Source organism: Paenibacillus sp. J22FR83 (assembly GCF_059691955.1).
Genome location: NZ_JCAUAM010000028.1, coordinates 1 through 16,750 on the forward strand (window position 1 = coordinate 1; position 16,750 = coordinate 16,750).

Sequence of the window (16,750 nt, forward strand, 5' to 3'; positions counted from 1 at the left end):
AAGCGCTGAAAGCATCTAAGCGCGAAGCCCCCCTCAAGATGAGATTTCCCAGTATGTAAGACCCCTTGTAGACGACGAGGTTGATAGGTTCGAGGTGGAAGTGCGGTAACGCATGCAGCTGACGAATACTAATCGGTCGAGGGCTTAACCAAATTCCTAAGAGTATAACTTACGTTGAAGTTTCGTATCTAGTTTTCAGGGAATACTATTCCTGAATCGTATATATATCTTGGAGAGATACCCAAGTGGCTATAAGGGGACCCTCTGCTAAGGGGTTAGACTGCGTAAGTGGTGCGAGGGTTCGAATCCCTCTCTCTCCGCCAGTTCCAAATATATATACACTTTTATGTGGCGGCGTAGCTCAGCTGGCTAGAGCGTACGGTTCATACCCGTAAGGTCGGGGGTTCGAGCCCCTCTGCCGCTACCATAAAACCTTAACACCAGATGGAGGCTTAGCTCAGCTGGGAGAGCATCTGCCTTACAAGCAGAGGGTCGGCGGTTCGATCCCGTCAGCCTCCACCATCATCACGCCGTTGTAGCTCAACTGGTAGAGCAACTGACTTGTAATCAGTAGGTTGGGGGTTCAAGTCCTCTCGACGGCACCATTTTTATGGTTAAACCTTTTTGTAGCATGGAGCTGTGGTGTAGTGGCCTAACATGCCTGCCTGTCACGCAGGAGACCGCGGGTTCGAATCCCGTCAGCTCCGCCATTTCTTTTACAATTAATGTTGGACATGCTATAAATAATCATTTGGCTTTGTAGCTCAGTCGGTAGAGCAGAGGACTGAAAATCCTCGTGTCGGCGGTTCGATTCCGTCCAAAGCCATTGAGATGGTTGTATTGCTTTGGCAGTACGGGTATCTCGTATCTGGAGGCTTAGTGAAGTGGCTAAACACGGCAGACTGTAAATCTGCTCTCTTCGAGTTCGGTGGTTCGAATCCATCAGCCTCCATTTTCCCTACGAGTCATTAGCTCAGTTGGTAGAGCACCTGACTTTTAATCAGGGTGTCGTAGGTTCGAATCCTACATGACTCACTTTTATAAGCGAATGTAACAAGACCATAGGGTCTTTTTTTGTTTCCATTATATATAGAAAAAAGCATCCTTTAGCAGGATGCTTTTTTTGTTGTTCAGAGCTTGTCTGCGACGGACTGCATTTTCTGTTCCATGGAGGCCGGTTTGTCGCGGCGATCATCGATTTTAATGGACGTGGATACACGCGCAGCTCCATGCAAGAAGGGAACCTCGTGGACGGCACGGATGACCTCGAATAGGCGGTCAAGGGGGCCTTCCAGGATGGTGCCCATGGGTGTCATTTGAAAGCGAATATCGACATGTCGCTCTAACTCCTTATGAAGGTCAGCGACATAGCCGCTTAGGCTAGTTGTAGCTGTTCCAATGGGTATGATGGTGAATTCAGCGATGGCCATAGGGGATCACGGTCTCCTTCTTTTTGTATGCTTTTGCTAAGGATACCAATTAGGAGCTAGCGAGGTCAATGATGTAGTCAGCAGTTCGCGCAGCTAAGGCCATAATAGTAAGCGTAGGATTGACCCCACTAGAAGTGACGAACAGACTAGCATCGCAAATGAAAAGGTTTGGGATGTCATGACTTTGACCATACGAGTTCACGACGGATGTCGCGGGGTTATTCCCCATACGGCAACCACCCATGAGATGTTGGGTATCTGGAACGACATACGAGATCTCTCCACCCGCGGCGCGGAGGATCATCTTCATATTATCAACAGCATGATCGAGCAGCTTGAGATCATTATCGCAGTAATGGAAGGACATGGAAGCCATCGGCATGCCATACGCATCTTTTTCTTCGGATAATGCTATGTGATTGTTCCAGTTAGGCAGTACCTCTCCGACCATTTTGAGACGACCATAGAAGTTGTACTCTTGCATAGCTTGTCTGAAGGAAGAGCCCCATAGCGGCGCTTCAGTGGCTTTGCGAAAGCCTTCCGCCATCTCGATTGGCCGAGAGCCGTGAGCGTGTATGGTATATCCGCGGACAAAGCCTCTACACGGATCTGTCTCGTAGAAATCTTGGGTGGATGCCAGAATGGGTGTCCCCTTGTATAGTCGGACTTCCTCTTCAAATTTGGCATAAACGTCGTTGGAGCTATGCGTCATAATTGCTCTGCCTACCCATCCGCTGGAATTAGCTAATCCCTCTGGGAACTGTGGTGTGGCAGAGTGCAGAAGCAAACGCGGCGTTTCTACTGCATGGGCGCAGAGGATAACGGTTCTCGCCCGTTGCCGATAAGTCGTGCCCTCGTGGACAAAGAGCGCCCCACAAGCGTGTCCATATTCGTTAACTTCGATTTGTGTGACTCTGCAGTCTGCTAGTACCTCTGCTCCAGCTTGAACCGCTTTAGGGATATGTACAGTCAACGTACTGAATTTGGCGTTTGGCATACAGCCCTGTAGGCAGAACCCCCGATTGGTGCAGGCAGACCGGCCCTCTAACGGATGAGAAAGGATGGCTAGTGGTGTAGGTGCGGATCGGATACCAAGCGATTTGCAGCCTTTGTGAAATAAGACTGCATTCGGGCTAAGCGAATCTAGTTCTGGAAACGGATAAGGACCCTGAAAATTTCCCCAAGGGAAATGCTTAGGGCCAGACACGGAGATTTCTTTTTCGATACGAGTGTAATAGGAATCCAAATCTTTGTAATGAATAGGCCAATCTTCGCCAACGCCATCAATGGCTTTCGTTTTGAAATCAGATTCATGAAATCTCAGAAAAACCCCGGTAAAGTTCTGTGTACCCCCGCCAACTCCCTTTCCTGAATGATGCTTTCCAGTAACGAACGGCTCGGCGGCATCTACAAGGCGTGTATCCTCCCAAGCAAGACGCTTCATACTCAATTCATCACTTGCAAAATCTTTCTCAGGATCGCGCCAAGGCCCCGCATCAATCACAACGACCCCGAGCCCAGCTTCGCTGAGTTCTTTGGCCAAAACACCGCCAGCAGCCCCTGCTCCTACGATGAGAATATCTACGATGTCATTATCATGTCGCCATTTCATGTACGCTTCGCAGCCTCCCAAGACTCCAATTGGTCTGGCCTGTGAAGGGAATATCCGCGTGGATAAGCAGGTCCCCCAAACCCGATTTCCGACCAAATCAAAGGATGGGCATAGTAGGCTTCAACACTGAGTTGAAGCAGCTTTTGAAACAGGACTTTTTGGGAGATGCCTTCCCAATTTTTCGTTGGGGCGTAACTTTCGTTGCTGATATGAAGCATGATGCTCCGTTGATCCATTTCATCTAATTGAAAGAAGGGTTGGCTGTTTACAAACCATCCCGTTTCATCGATCGCTTTCAGTCCCTGACGTACAAGCATTCGAAGCGGAGGTGTGCCTGCTTTACGGTGGCCTTCACCTTGATTCTCCGATAAGACCTGGTCGATATGGTTAATGATGTATTGAATGATTTCTCCGCGATGATCGTCCATAAGAAGCGAGCACCAAGCACGAAGTGTTTCTGCCTCAACGATTGTTAAATATCCATAGGAGTGTTCACGAATAAGTCGAGCTTTCACAATGGATCTCGTGTGTACATCCCATTCACTACTTTCTTCCATGACATCATAGGTAGGGTAGTGATTGTGATCTTCCATGCTTGTCACCTCCATAGCTAATGAGAGTATAAAACCAAAAAGTGTTACTACAATTATTTCCAAGTCTATGGAAAATATGAGGATATTAACGATGAAGATTATAAAGGGATGAAAGAATTGGCACCAATGCCAATGTCATGGTTGTTAGGAAATATTTTAGGAATGAAAGTCTTTTCATTACCATGGTAATCTTGTACTAGTAACTGAGAAGTTTTCCAAATTACCCAACTCACCTTAGAGCATGCACAGGAGGAAATACAATGTTAAAGAGTCTTGCACACCGCACGTTAGGAATAACTGCTGCGATTACAATCGCATTATCAGCAACAACTGCCGTTTCCGCTTATGCCGCGAATGATGATATGGATGCCGTTTCTTTGGCCAAAAAGTTGGTTGGCGTAGATTACTCCAAAAGTAACGAAACGCCATCTGCAGGATTTGATTCATCTGGACTGATCTATTATGTCTATGAAACGTTAAATTACACCGTGCCTCGAACATTAGCAGGTCAATTCAGTATGAAAGCAACGAAATTCACAAAGATCGATAAAGCGGAGCCAGGTGACGTCTTGTTCTTTGGTAGTGGTTCAAAACCAACGTTTGCTGGGATCTATGTAGGCCAAGGTAAAATGGTCATGGCATCCCAGAGCAAAGACGAAGTCGTCACTCGCAATGTAAGTGAACTTAAAGGCAGCTTTATTGGCGGAAGAAGTATTCTTTCAGCTAAGGATCGGTTGAAAGCTGAGTTGATTTTAACGGCTCAGAAATATCTAGGTACTCCGTATGTATTCGGTGCCAAATATGGTCAAACGAAAACGATGGATTGTTCTTCTTTTACAAAAACTGTGTTTGCGGATTACGGGATTACATTGCCGCGTGTGTCTCGCGATCAAGCGAAGGAAGGCACTTTCGTTAGCAAAAGTAATTTACAAACAGGAGATTTGGTCTTCTTTACAACGCCTGATTCCGGTAAGAACATAGGACATGTCGGTATTTATGTTGGTAATGGGATGATGATTCACACATACGGTGAAGGTGGCGTTAAATTTACCTCGATTAATAAAGAATGGTGGGCAGATCACTACGTAACAGCTCGCCGCGTAATCAAATAGAGCCTCTTTCGTATGAACCTTCTTGCCAGTTATGGCAGGAGGGTTCCTTTCGATTCACAGGAACAGGCAGACATATGGTACAATAGACAGATAATTATAGAAGATGCTATAGGCAATAAGGAGTGAGGGCAGATGATTTGGGAACATGTCAAAGAGCGATTGGAAGCGGTTTTACAGTCGCCAATACAGATAAGCCTGATACCGGATTCCGAATGGCACCAGCTTGTGGAGGATCAGGGAGAGCGAGAAGAAGCTTTTAGTCGAAGTGTGATTCGGGGACAGGAAGTTCTTTTCTTCCTTTCACAGGATCACAAAGAGGTCCGTGTATTGAAGATGGATGGGAGTAAGTTGTCTATCTCGGAACGCAAGCTTGTCGAACTTACGATCGAATCAAAACAAACCGTAGAGAAGAAGCAATTCGGCTCCTATTTGTCGGAAGACGAGAGAAAGTCGAATCAATTAAGAGATTGGCTGTTGCAGCAATTGGAACGCGGTACAGGCCATGCAGAGCTTCCTGATGCGCTTGCTTCACAGTCATCGCTGTATTCAACCAAAATCCCTCTCTTGTTGTATGGGGACTATCCTCAGAACCAGCGTGTATCCTATACAGAGCTTAAAAAGCTGTTGGAATCGTTCTTTGAAGCAGAGATTATTCTGATTCCTTTGTTAGAAAAAGAATGGCTAATCCTTGCCCCTGAAGTACTTATTACTAGTGGCAGCGAGGAACGTGATGGGGATGAAGAAGAGAGCGTAGAACAAACCCTTGATGCATTAGGCTCAGGTTTGTATGAAATGTTGGCCAATGAATGGGTAGGCGAATGCCATCTAGCTATCGATTTCCCTGTAAAACCAGCGAAGTCCATGTTCGCAACTGTGCTTAAACTGCGTGAGACCATTATGTTGGGCCGATCTTTCCATGTGGGCAGCTTTATACATCTGCGTTGGGAGCTTCGTCTGGAGAAGCTGTTGCACCTTATAGAGGAAGAAGAGAAAACCGATTTCCTGGAGCAGGTGCTCCGCGGCACGGATCATGTGCTGGATAGCGAGACGGTAACGACGCTTGAGCATTTCTTTACACTTGATTGTAATGTTAGTGAAACCGCGAAGAAGCTATATATTCATCGCAATACGCTGCTTTATCGATTGGACAAGTTCAAGAATGAGACAGGACTGGATGTTAGAACGTTCAATCATGCGGTTTTGGTACGTCTGGCCTTGCTATTGTACAAAGTAACGAAAAGAAAGTGATTTTTTTGTAGGGATTGTGCATAGTCAGTCCGCTGTTCGTAGGGTAAGATGTGTATATAGAAATGTTGACAAATAAATTAGTTGAACGATAAATTGTAGGGGGAATGAAATCATGGCAGGCGTACGTTTAAATCATATCGTTAAAAAGTATTCTGGTGCAGAAGAATCCACAGTTAAGGATTTCCATCTTGAAATTGATGACAAAGAGTTCGTAGTACTTGTTGGTGCATCCGGTTGCGGAAAATCCACAACTCTTCGTATGATCGCAGGTTTAGAGGAAATCACTGAAGGTGAACTTTACATCGGAGACCGCCTTGTAAATGACGTAGCTCCAAAAGATCGCGATATCGCGATGGTATTCCAATCCTACGCTCTTTATCCGCATATGACTGTTTACCAAAACATGGCATTCGGATTGAAACTTCGTAAATTCAAAAAAGCTGATATCGATGCTCGCGTTCGCGAAGCAGCGAAAATTCTAGATATCGTTCACTTGCTTGATCGTAAGCCAAAAGCTCTTTCCGGTGGTCAACGTCAACGTGTTGCCTTGGGTCGTGCGATTGTTCGTGAGCCACAAGTATTCTTAATGGATGAGCCGCTTTCCAACTTGGATGCGAAACTTCGTGTACAAATGCGTGCGGAAATCACAAAATTGACAAAACGTCTTGGTGTTACAACAATCTACGTAACGCATGACCAAATCGAAGCTATGACAATGGGCGATCGTATCGTTGTTATGGATAAAGGTATCATTCAACAAGCTGCTACACCAGAAGAAATCTACAACTTCCCAGTGAACATGTTCGTTGCTGGTTTCATCGGATCCCCATCCATGAACTTCATGACAGGAACATTGGCATCTGAAGGCGGCGGCATATTCTTCAAAGCTGGTTCCGTTAATGTAGAAGTTCCAGCAGGTAAAGCACAAGTTCTTAAAGACAAAGGATTCGTTGGCAAAGAAGTGATTCTGGGAGTTCGTCCAGAAGATATTCACGAAGAGCCAGTATTCTTGGAAGCTTCACCTAAGACAGTATTCAACGTTAACGTTGAATTGACTGAGAACTTGGGTCACGAAATGTACTTGTACTTGAACGGTATCGGCGCTAACACAGTAATCGCTCGTGTTGACGGTCGTTCCGGAATCAAAGAAGGTACTAACGTTAAATTGGCACTAGACATGAACAAAGTTCATTTCTTCGATAAAGAAACTACACTTTCCATCTTGGTTAACCCTAACCTATAAGGATTGTACTGAAAGGCCAGCCGTTATCGGCTGGTTTTTTTGTTTATTTTCCGCTTCAATAACACAGTAGTTGATTTCAATAAGGTATTCCATTACGATGAAACTATTGGAAGCCTGTAGGCAACAAGCAAAACATATGGTACATAAGCGAATTCGGAGGAGTTAGGACAATGGCCAAAAAGGTAAAGGTTTCCGACATGATGGAACAGCTACATATGGAAGTATTAGCAGGAGAAGGTGGACTGAAGCGTCCGATCACTACAGGGGACTTGTATCGCCCAGGTCTTGAAATGGCTGGATATTTCAACTACCATCCCAAAGAACGAATTCAGATGCTTGGTAAAACAGAGATTACGTTTATAGAGATGCTAACGACGGGTGTTCGAAGAAATCGGGTTGAACAGCTATGTGCCTCTGAGGAAACACCTTGCATTATTGTAACGAGAGGACTGGATGTTCCTGTTGAACTGCTCGAGGAGGCGACTAAGCGTGATTTGGCGGTGCTACGAACGCAGCTTTCTACGACGATTTTTGCAAGTCGGTTAACTGGCTTTCTTGAGAATAAGCTTGCTCCCAGCACGACGATTCATGGTGTACTCGTTGATGTCTATGGGGTAGGTATGTTGATTACCGGCAGCAGTGGGATTGGTAAGAGTGAAACTGCGCTTGAGCTTGTGAAACGAGGGCATCGACTGATTGCGGATGATGCTGTAGAAATTAGACAAAATGGCGATAAAGTATTAACAGGGAATGCACCGGAGTTGATTCGTCATTTACTTGAGATCCGCGGCGTCGGTATCATTAATGTTATGACGCTTTTCGGCGCAGGAGCCATTCGTAATGTGAAGAAGATCTCGGTTGTGGTGAAGTTGGAGAATTGGCAGCAAGAGAAGCAATATGATCGTCTAGGGCTAGATGAGGAGCTAACGCGGATTATCGATACCGATCTGCCTCTCGTCACGATACCTGTACGGCCAGGGCGAAACTTAGCTGTTATCGTTGAGGTCGCAGCGATGAATTACCGCTTGAAACGAATGGGATATAACGCAGCGCTGCAGTTTACCAATAAATTAACGGAATCATTGAATGAAGATTTTGAGGATTTTGATTGAGAGCGCGCTTAAGCTCATCAAATAAAGGAGTGAAACTATGTTAGAAAGTGTTGCGTTCTCCCTTGGACCGATTCATGTTAGATGGTATGGCATAATTCTAGGAACAGCTGCATTAATCGGTTTAATGTTGGCAATCAGGGAAGGGAAACGATTCAAAATCGTGCCTGACTTCTTTATGGATTTATTGTTAATTGGAGTGCCTTCTGCCATTATCGGGGCAAGAATTTATTATGTAGCATTCCAATGGGCAGATTATAAAGATAATTTATGGGAAATATTCATGATATGGCATGGGGGAATTGCGATATATGGTGCTCTCATCGGTGCTATTATCGGTGCCTCCTTCTATATTCGGGCTAAGGGATACAACTTCTTTCGAATTGCTGATATCCTTGCGCCAGGATTAATTATTGGACAGGCGATCGGCCGTTGGGGTAATTTCATGAATCAGGAAGCTCATGGTGGTCCAGTGGAAGAGTCGTTTCTGAGAGATAGCCTGCATTTACCGAATTTTATTGTGAATCAAATGAATATTGAAGGGACATTCTACCATCCAGCGTTCCTTTATGAGTCGATATGGAGTTTTGTAGGCTTGCTGGTGTTATTCTGGCTTCGTCGTAGGCCGTTCTTACGGGCAGGAGAGGTCTTCCTAAGTTACTTCATCTGGTATTCCATCGGTCGTTTCTTCATTGAAGGAATTCGTACGGACAGCTTGGACATTACAGGACCAACATGGTTAGCCTCCTTGATGAATGCGTTATGGTCCCCAATGAAGATCGTATTTGAACCAGGCGTATTGACATATGGAGGGAATGTTCGATTCTCACAATTACTTGCCCTGCTGATTGTCATTGCGGCTGTGACTATGATCATCATTAGAAGGAAAAAAGGTTATGCCAATGAACATTACTCAGATCCGATTGTATCTACGCTAGCACTTGATAACAACAAAGCAGTCAAAGAAGAAGAGACAGATAAAGGAGTTAACTATGATTCAAACCGTACTATTTGATTTGGATGGCACGATTGTAGACACGAATGAGTTGATTGTACAATCGTTCTTACATAGCTTGGAAGGCGAAACTCCGGAACCTATTAGCCGGGAACTTATTATTCCGAATATGGGCCGTCCGTTAGTGGAGCAAATGGAGTTTTTTACAGGGAAAAAAGAAGTTGAAGCGTTGATTACTAAATATCGTACGTTTAATCTTGCTAAACATGATGAGCTTGTGAAGGAATTCCCGAACGTGCGTACGGTAATGGCAAAGCTTCACGAAAAAGGTATCAAAATCGGCATCGTGACGAGTAAAATCAGGATAACCACGCTGATGGGTTTGAAACTTTGTGGATTAGACTCCTACGTAAGTGCAATTGTAACCGTAGATGATGTCAAAGAACCAAAGCCGAGTCCTGAGGGTATCTTTGCAGCGCTGAAGGAACTGGGCAGCTCGCCTGATGAAGCGATGATGGTTGGCGATAGCCATTATGATGTTGAGGCTGCTCAGAATGCAGGAGTTACTTCTGTTGGCGTTTCTTGGTCTTGGAAAGGGCGTTCGTATTTAGAGCAGTACAACCCGGATCATATTGTCGATGATATGTTTGACCTGTTGCCGTTAGTAGGGATATCCTCGGAAGTGAAGGTTGATTGAGGCAGACAGAGAAGTATCCCGTAGATGGCCCGAATGCGCTATGGCAAATTTATCAAACGGTAAGTAAGTGGAAGGCCATGCGAAATTTTGTTTTCATTCAAATTACCCGATATTCACCATCGTTGCGGTTGAAAAACTGGATCTACCGCCGTATTCTTGGCATGACGGTTGGTGAGCACTCGGCATTTGCCTTGATGGTGATGGTAGATGTGTTCTTCCCGGAGCGGATTTACATTGGGAATAATACAATCATTGGCTATAACACGACGATCCTCGCACATGAGTATTTAACGAAGGAATATCGTTTAGGCGATGTACGTATTGGCTCCCATGTGATGGTAGGGGCGAATACAACAATTTTGCCTGGCGTGACGATTGGTGATAATGCGATTATTGGCGCGGGATCTGTCGTTCATAAGGATGTAGCCTCGAATAGCTTCGTGGCAGGTAACCCGATGCAAGTAATTCGGTCTAGTAATTCCTAGTATAAAATTTATAAGAATGGACTCAACATCGTTGTGATGCGGGGTCCATTTTTTGTTGTGAGGAGGAAACCGATACCAGTAATTTAATACGACACAATCGCAGGAGAACGACTAATAAAATTAACTTCTAGGGAATAGTAAAGACGCAGTAAAATTATTGGTTAAGGGAAGGTGTCGATGAAGTGCAGCATTGGAATCGTAGTAAAAACGCAAAAGTAAAAAAAGGTAACTTTGGATGGTGGTTAGGAAAACATGTAGGCGTAGTGGTATTAGCCTTGATGCTAATGTTATCCTTGCCAACCACAAGCTCGGCTGTAGGCAAGGAAGCAAGCGGACCGGATGTGTTCGTTATCCAAGGGATGCTGAAATCACTAGGGAGCTACTCTGGTGATATTAACGGTTACTACGATAATGCAACTGTGCAAGGCGTGAGGTATTTTCAGAAAAAACACGGGCTGCCGATAACCGGCGCTGTTGATAGTCGCACACTCGAGTCCATTACGTATAGCTATATGAAGCTTAAAGGTGTTGGACAGGGGCAAGGAGGCGGTAAAAGTCGAGGTAAGGGCCAAAGCGGAGCTGGAGGCTCCGGCGGAGGCAAAGGCCAAGGTGGCAGTGGAGGCACTGGCGGAGGCGAAGGCCAAGGCCAAGGTGGTGGTGAAGGCGCTGGCGGAGGCAAGGGCCAAGGTGGTGGTGAAGGCGCTGGCGGAGGCAAGGGCCAAGGTAGTGGTGAAGGCGCTGGCGGAGGCAAGGGCCAGGGTGGCGGTAATGGCACCGGTGGAGGCAAAGGCCAAGGTGGCGGTAATGGCACTGGTGGAGGCAAAGGCCAAGGTGGCGGAAATGGTACTGGCGGCGGCAAGTTCGAAGGTGGCGGTAACGGAGGAGGCCAAGGCCAAGGGCCGAGTGCAACACAAGCACCGGGGCCTAACGGCGGACCGAAACCAGTGCCGAATGGCGGTCAAGCGCCAGCGCCAAATGGTGGTGCAACACCGGCTCCTTATGGGAACGGCAATGGAAATGGTAACGGGCAGAATGGACAATCACCGAATGGAAATGGTAACGGACAAAACGGACAATCGCCGAACGGTAATGGTAACGGACAAAACGGACAAGCACCGAACGGCAATGGTAATGGTAACGGCCTAAATGGAAATAAGGTTCCAAATGGTGGTCAATTACAAGCGCCTAATGGCGGAGGTAAAACACCTAACGGACCGGTGGAAGAAGATTAATTAAATTGTCTTAAAGAGGGCATGCTGCCGTGACAGCATGCCTTTTGTTATTGGGGGTTCCTCACCGTTAAGCGATGGCGATTAACTGGATTTTATACATCTAAATAGACGGAATTTCGGTGGTTGAAGCAAATAGATGGATTTTCTACTGTTAATTTCACCTGAATGAGCTCAACGAGCTACTTTTGGCGGAAATAGATGTAGAAAATCCATCTAATCGTTGAGGAGAGTGAATTTCCCTCCATTTAAATGGAGGTTTTCTAGTTAGTTTGGAATATTGTTGAGATGCTATGAGCTATGAGCTAGGAGCGACCGCCAACATGAGGTGGCCCCACTACGACCACTACGCGCAACAAGAATTTCACATTAGTGGAGGTGGGGGACAGTTGACGGCATATGGGTGTATATGCCATTCTTAAAGCGCTGGACAAGGCGGAGACGATTGACGGTCCCCAAAATACGTGATAAAATAGCCGTACATTCTTTATTTTGGTAGCATGGTAGAACGTTAATGCACTAAAGCGAATGACAGACAATAGAACGACGAACAATGAAGAATAGAACAATGACCCATAGATTGATAACTAATTATACTCCTACTTATAGAGGTGAGACGGTGTCGAAGCCAAAAGTATTTGAAAAGCCGGTAGGCGCGAAAGATTATTTGCCAGATGCAGTTGCGAAACTAAGAAATATAGAATTCCGTGTGTTGGCCTGTATGGAACGCTGGGGTTACAACCAGATTATTACACCTACACTTGAATATTACGATACAGTCGGCGTTGCAAGCTCGACAGAGGATAAGAAGCTGTTCAAGCTGCTAGATCGCAAGGGGAAAACGCTTGTTCTACGCTCAGAACTAACGGCGCCTATCGCGCGTGTAGCTTCTTCGCTTCTCAAAGAGCAAGAGTTCCCGCTGCGTCTTTCGTATCATTCGAATGTGTTTCGTTCGATTGAAGAAGAAGCGGGCAGAGATTCAGAGTTCTATCAAACTGGCGTTGAATTGATCGGCGATGCTACCTCTGAAGCGGATGCTGAAGTTGTGGCGCTAGCGATTGCTTCTTTACAAGCTGCAGGCGTTGAGAAATTCAAGATTGCACTAGGCCATGTTGGCTTTCTGAATGGATTATTCCAAGAAACATTGGAAGGGCGCATGGATGCGCAGCTTTCCTTGAAAGAGCATCTGCTTAGCCGTGATTATGTTGGATACCGAGAAGCGATTAAGAAACTATCGCTAGAGCCTGACGTTGAGCGTGAGTTAATCGGCGTACTAAGGCTTCGTGGAGGAGATGAAATTTGCGAGCAAGCACGCATGGTCTCCCAGCATCCAATCGCACAGGACGCGATCCGACATCTTTGCGAAGTATGGGATGTGTTGAAAGCTTACGGTGTAAGTGAGCATGTTGTCATTGATTTAACGATGATTGGGGATTTCTCCTACTATACAGGCATGACGTTTGAAGGGTATGCAGCTGAGCTAGGTTTCCCTGTTTGCAGCGGAGGTCGCTACGATAATTTATTGAGCCAATTCGGGCGCCCGGCGCCAGCTACAGGATTTGCGTTGAAAACGAATCGAATCCTTGAAGTAACAGGCAAAGAGCAAGTGAAACAACCGAGTCGTATACTGATTGCCTACGATGCGGAGCATCGTGAAGCAGCGCTGCAACTAGCGAAGGATATGCGGAACGATGAAACGAATACTGTGAGTATCGTAATCACACAGCTTGTTACGAAGGAACAAGAAATTGATTTGAACAGAGCGGGATATCACGTCATGAAGTTGATAACGGAATAGCCTCTCAGCGAATGAGGGAAGTTTGAAGGGGGTTGGAACGGTGGAAGACATTCTTAAAGTAGCGATGCCGAAAGGCCGTATTTATAAACAAGCCGCGAAAATGTTTACGCAAGCAGGATTGCCTATTCCTGAGGATTTGGAAGAAGGCCGCCGTTTAATTATCCCTGTGCCAGGGGCGAAGATGGAATTTATTTTAGCCAAGCCAGTGGATGTTCCTACTTATGTAGAGTACGGTGTTGCAGATATCGGGGTTGTGGGCAAGGATGTTCTGATGGAAGAAAATCGGAATGTTTACGAATTGCTTGATCTAGGGATTGCACGGTGCCGTATGTCAGTGATTGGATTGCCGGACTGGAAGCAGGTAATTAACCCGCGCGTCGCGACGAAATATCCGAATGTGGCTTCTCAGTATTTCCGGGAAAAAGGCCAGCAAGTAGAAGTCATTAAGTTGAATGGTTCCATTGAGCTGGCACCGTTAATTGGACTCGCTGACCGCATCGTGGATATGGTGGAGACTGGTCAAACTTTGAAAGAAAATGGTCTCGTGGAGCAAGAAGAAATCTTTCAAATTACGAGCCGCTTAATTGCGAATCGTGTGAGTTATCGGATGAAGAACGACTCCATCCAACGGTTGTGTGATATGCTGCAGGCGGTTCTGCCAACAGCGCAACGATAGATCCATGTAAGTAAAACACCAATGAGAGGATGATGAAGATGCGGATTATGCCCGCCTCCGAATTTCAATTAAAACGCGAGGTCGAATACGGCTCACCGGAGCAAAATGAGTCCGTCCGCCGCATCATCGATGAGGTGCGGCAGGACGGGGATACGGCGCTGCGCCGCCTCGCGCAGCAGTTCGACGGCGTCGACGTCGCTGAGCTTCGCGTCAGCGACGAGGAGATCCAGGCGGCGTACGCGCAAGTCGACGCCGCATTCCTAGCGGCGCTGCGTCAAGCCGCCGCTAACATTCGTGCGTTTCATGAGAAGCAGAAACGCAATTCATGGATGGACCTGCAGCCGAACGGCAGTCTGCTGGGCCAGATCATCCGACCGCTGAAGCGGGTCGGATTGTACGTGCCCGGAGGGAAGGCGGCGTACCCGTCCTCCGTGCTCATGAACGCCATCCCTGCGATCGTCGCAGGGGTGCCAGAGATCGCGATGGTGACGCCTCCGTCCACCGCGGGCGAAGAAGGCATCAACCCGCATATCCTCGTGGCCGCGGCCGAAGCGGGTGTGAAAGAGATCTACCGCGTAGGCGGGGCGCAGGCTATCGCCGCGCTAGCCTACGGCACAGACTCAATCGCGCCGGTCGATAAAATCGTCGGCCCGGGCAACATCTACGTCGCGCTGGCGAAGCGCTTCGTGTTCGGCGTCGTCGATATCGACATGATCGCCGGACCAACCGACATTGTCGTGCTCGCCGACGAGCACGCCGATCCGCAGTACATCGCCGCCGATCTGCTGGCGCAGGCCGAGCATGATGAGATGTCACCGTCGATTCTGGTGACACCTTCACCCGAACTAGCCGAAGAGGTTAGGCTAGAGCTATGGCGGCAGCTGGATGTGCTGCCGAAGAAAGCCATCGCTGCCGTCTCCACGGCAACGAAAGGCGCGATCCTGCTAGTCGACTCGCTCGAAGAGGGCATCGACGTCGTCAATCGCTTGGCACCGGAGCACTGCGAGCTGCTGGTGCAGGAGCCTTTCACATGGCTGCCGCGCATTGAAAATGCAGGGGCCATTTTCCTAGGTGCGTACAGCACAGAGCCTGTCGGCGACTATTTCGCCGGCCCGAACCACGTGCTTCCGACGAATGGAACGGCACGATTCTCATCGCCACTGAATGTGGACGATTTCCTCAAAAAATCAAGCGTCATTCACTATAGCAAAGAAGCACTACTCGCGAACGGCGACATGATTATGACTTTAGCTCGGAACGAAGGGCTGGAGGGTCATGCGCGTGCAGTAGAGATCAGACTTAAAAAAGAAGGGAAGTTGAAATAAATGGCCGAGCAAGATCAAGTAAGAACGCGTTCAGCGAGTGTAGCTCGTAAGACGAATGAGACGGACATTAAGCTTGCTTTTGAAGTAGATGGTACAGGGATTTCAGAACTGCAAACAGATGTTCCCTTTCTGAATCATATGCTAGATTTGTTCACCAAGCATGGACATTTCAACTTGAAAGTGGATGCCAAAGGCGATATCGAAATCGATGACCATCACACTGTAGAGGACATCGGAATTTGTTTAGGTCAAACGTTCCGTGAAGCGCTTGGCGACAAACGCGGCATCAAACGTTATGCAAGTGTGTTCGTTCCGATGGATGAAGCTTTGGCACAAGTGGTGATTGATATTAGCAATCGTCCGCATTTGGAGTACCGTGCAGAATATCCTACAGCGAATGTCGGCAGCTTTGAAACACAGCTCGTGCATGAATTCCTGTGGAAATTTGCGCTAGAAGCGCGTATTACGTTGCATGTCATCGTGCATTACGGCAAAAACACGCATCACATGATTGAAGGTGTGTTCAAAGCATTAGCACGTGCGTTGGATGAAGCAACAACGATTGATCCTCGTGTGCAGGGGGTTCCTTCGACGAAAGGAATGTTGTAGGCATGATCGCGATTATCGATTACGGAATGGGCAATTTACATAGCGTGAGCAAAGCGGTAGAGCGTCTCGGCTATGAAGCAATTGTGACTGGAGATCCAGCGCAAATTCTGGCAGCAGAAGGCGCGATTCTTCCTGGTGTCGGTGCATTCGGCGACGCGATGGAGCATCTGCGTGAAACCGGTCTAGGTGAGGTTGTGAAGCAGTATGCAGAGTCTGGCAAGCCGTTGATCGGCATTTGCTTAGGCATGCAGCTGCTGTTCAGCAGCAGTGAAGAGCATGGGCAGCACGAAGGGCTAGGGCTTCTGCCGGGTTCGGTTGTGCGTTTCCAAGGCGACTATAAGGTGCCGCATATGGGCTGGAATCGCTTGAGTTACAAGCAGAGTAATAGTCCTATTGTCAAAGGGATTGAAGAAGGCCACGTGTATTTCGTACACTCCTACCATGTGAAGCCGGAGCGGGAAGGCGATCTGTTGGCAGTGACAGACTACTATCAACCCGTAACAGCGATCGTTGGGCGTGATAACGTCTACGGCATGCAGTTCCACCCTGAGAAAAGCGGCGATATTGGTATGCAGCTATTGGGTAACTTTTTAACCCTTTGTAAATAAGTTTGGATAGTTTCAAGGAGG

General features: G+C 47.1%; 16 protein-coding genes, 8 tRNA genes and 1 rRNA gene. 22 read left to right on the forward strand and 3 right to left on the reverse strand.

From position 1 onward, the window contains the following. The 9 genes from AC58PV_RS32265 to AC58PV_RS32305 form a co-directional block, all read left to right on the forward strand. Nucleotides 1–152: ribosomal RNA gene (locus tag AC58PV_RS32265) — 23S ribosomal RNA — on the forward strand; the annotation flags it as partial. A gap of 79 nt (nucleotides 153–231) precedes the next feature. Further along, a tRNA-Ser gene (locus tag AC58PV_RS32270) sits at nucleotides 232–323 on the forward strand. A 27-nt stretch (nucleotides 324–350) separates the two neighbouring features. Next, nucleotides 351–427 (forward strand) — tRNA-Met (locus AC58PV_RS32275). A gap of 19 nt (nucleotides 428–446) precedes the next feature. Further along, nucleotides 447–522 (forward strand) — tRNA-Val (locus AC58PV_RS32280). A gap of 7 nt (nucleotides 523–529) precedes the next feature. Beyond that, nucleotides 530–605: transfer RNA gene (locus AC58PV_RS32285), tRNA-Thr, on the forward strand. Nucleotides 606–633: 28 nt separating this feature from the next. Further along, a tRNA-Asp gene (locus AC58PV_RS32290) sits at nucleotides 634–710 on the forward strand. Between the two features lie 43 nt (nucleotides 711–753). After that, nucleotides 754–826, forward strand: a tRNA-Phe gene (locus tag AC58PV_RS32295). 44 nt (nucleotides 827–870) lie between these two features. Beyond that, a tRNA-Tyr gene (locus AC58PV_RS32300) sits at nucleotides 871–952 on the forward strand. 10 nt (nucleotides 953–962) lie between these two features. Beyond that, nucleotides 963–1,035, forward strand: a tRNA-Lys gene (locus AC58PV_RS32305). Nucleotides 1,036–1,130: 95 nt separating this feature from the next. Here the strand turns inward: AC58PV_RS32305 and AC58PV_RS32310 are convergent. The 3 genes from AC58PV_RS32310 to AC58PV_RS32320 are packed head-to-tail and all read right to left on the reverse strand — an operon-like array spanning nucleotide 1,131 to nucleotide 3,635. Further along, nucleotides 1,131–1,430 carry an MTH1187 family thiamine-binding protein gene (locus tag AC58PV_RS32310; protein WP_497437092.1) on the reverse strand — a complete coding sequence of 100 codons (300 nt, stop codon included), beginning with the start codon at nucleotides 1,428–1,430 and terminating at the stop codon, nucleotides 1,131–1,133. A 49-nt stretch (nucleotides 1,431–1,479) separates the two neighbouring features. Next, a complete protein-coding gene (locus tag AC58PV_RS32315; protein ID WP_497437093.1) occupies nucleotides 1,480–3,042 on the reverse strand; it encodes a GMC family oxidoreductase in 1,563 nt (520 codons plus the stop codon). Further along, nucleotides 3,039–3,635: a gluconate 2-dehydrogenase subunit 3 family protein gene (locus AC58PV_RS32320; RefSeq protein WP_497437095.1), complete on the reverse strand. Its 597-nt coding sequence runs from the start codon at nucleotides 3,633–3,635 to the stop codon at nucleotides 3,039–3,041. The genes AC58PV_RS32315 and AC58PV_RS32320 overlap by 4 nt, the downstream gene beginning before the upstream one ends. A 260-nt stretch (nucleotides 3,636–3,895) precedes the next feature. Here AC58PV_RS32320 and AC58PV_RS32325 point away from each other — a divergent pair, with 260 nt between their 5' ends. The 13 genes from AC58PV_RS32325 (at nucleotide 3,896) to hisH (ending at nucleotide 16,729) form a co-directional block, all read left to right on the forward strand. Further along, nucleotides 3,896–4,747, forward strand: a complete 852-nt coding sequence (locus AC58PV_RS32325) for a C40 family peptidase (RefSeq protein ID WP_497437096.1) — start codon at nucleotides 3,896–3,898, stop codon at nucleotides 4,745–4,747. Nucleotides 4,748–4,879: 132 nt separating this feature from the next. Continuing rightward, nucleotides 4,880–5,995 (forward strand): PucR family transcriptional regulator, encoded by a 1,116-nt coding sequence (locus AC58PV_RS32330; protein WP_497437097.1) that lies wholly within the window; start codon nucleotides 4,880–4,882, stop codon nucleotides 5,993–5,995. A 112-nt stretch (nucleotides 5,996–6,107) separates the two neighbouring features. Continuing rightward, nucleotides 6,108–7,238 (forward strand): ABC transporter ATP-binding protein, encoded by a 1,131-nt coding sequence (locus tag AC58PV_RS32335; RefSeq protein ID WP_497437099.1) that lies wholly within the window; start codon nucleotides 6,108–6,110, stop codon nucleotides 7,236–7,238. A 170-nt stretch (nucleotides 7,239–7,408) separates the two neighbouring features. Next, the gene (gene hprK, locus AC58PV_RS32340; protein WP_068663491.1) at nucleotides 7,409–8,350 is read left to right on the forward strand and encodes an HPr(Ser) kinase/phosphatase; all 942 of its coding nucleotides are present in this window, start codon (nucleotides 7,409–7,411) and stop codon (nucleotides 8,348–8,350) included. A 37-nt stretch (nucleotides 8,351–8,387) separates the two neighbouring features. Beyond that, complete coding sequence (gene lgt / locus AC58PV_RS32345; protein ID WP_497437100.1) at nucleotides 8,388–9,362, forward strand: prolipoprotein diacylglyceryl transferase; 975 nt, start codon at nucleotides 8,388–8,390, stop codon at nucleotides 9,360–9,362. After that, complete coding sequence (gene ppaX, locus AC58PV_RS32350; protein WP_497437101.1) at nucleotides 9,340–9,999, forward strand: pyrophosphatase PpaX; 660 nt, start codon at nucleotides 9,340–9,342, stop codon at nucleotides 9,997–9,999. The genes lgt and ppaX overlap by 23 nt, the downstream gene beginning before the upstream one ends. After that, a complete protein-coding gene (locus tag AC58PV_RS32355) occupies nucleotides 9,996–10,484 on the forward strand; it encodes an acyltransferase (protein ID WP_497437103.1) in 489 nt (162 codons plus the stop codon). The genes ppaX and AC58PV_RS32355 overlap by 4 nt, the downstream gene beginning before the upstream one ends. A 182-nt stretch (nucleotides 10,485–10,666) precedes the next feature. Then, nucleotides 10,667–11,716: a peptidoglycan-binding domain-containing protein gene (locus tag AC58PV_RS32360; RefSeq protein WP_497437104.1), complete on the forward strand. Its 1,050-nt coding sequence runs from the start codon at nucleotides 10,667–10,669 to the stop codon at nucleotides 11,714–11,716. A 616-nt stretch (nucleotides 11,717–12,332) separates the two neighbouring features. After that, nucleotides 12,333–13,511, forward strand: a complete 1,179-nt coding sequence (locus tag AC58PV_RS32365) for an ATP phosphoribosyltransferase regulatory subunit (RefSeq protein WP_497437105.1) — start codon at nucleotides 12,333–12,335, stop codon at nucleotides 13,509–13,511. A gap of 40 nt (nucleotides 13,512–13,551) precedes the next feature. Next, the gene (hisG, locus tag AC58PV_RS32370; protein ID WP_497437107.1) at nucleotides 13,552–14,187 is read left to right on the forward strand and encodes an ATP phosphoribosyltransferase; all 636 of its coding nucleotides are present in this window, start codon (nucleotides 13,552–13,554) and stop codon (nucleotides 14,185–14,187) included. Between the two features lie 38 nt (nucleotides 14,188–14,225). Next, complete coding sequence (gene hisD / locus AC58PV_RS32375) at nucleotides 14,226–15,512, forward strand: histidinol dehydrogenase (RefSeq protein WP_497437108.1); 1,287 nt, start codon at nucleotides 14,226–14,228, stop codon at nucleotides 15,510–15,512. Beyond that, entirely contained in the window at nucleotides 15,513–16,121 is a 609-nt protein-coding gene (hisB, locus tag AC58PV_RS32380; RefSeq protein WP_497437109.1) for an imidazoleglycerol-phosphate dehydratase HisB, read from the forward strand. Nucleotides 16,122–16,123: 2 nt separating this feature from the next. Continuing rightward, the gene (hisH, locus tag AC58PV_RS32385; RefSeq protein ID WP_497437110.1) at nucleotides 16,124–16,729 is read left to right on the forward strand and encodes an imidazole glycerol phosphate synthase subunit HisH; all 606 of its coding nucleotides are present in this window, start codon (nucleotides 16,124–16,126) and stop codon (nucleotides 16,727–16,729) included. Nucleotides 16,730–16,750 lie beyond the last annotated feature (21 nt).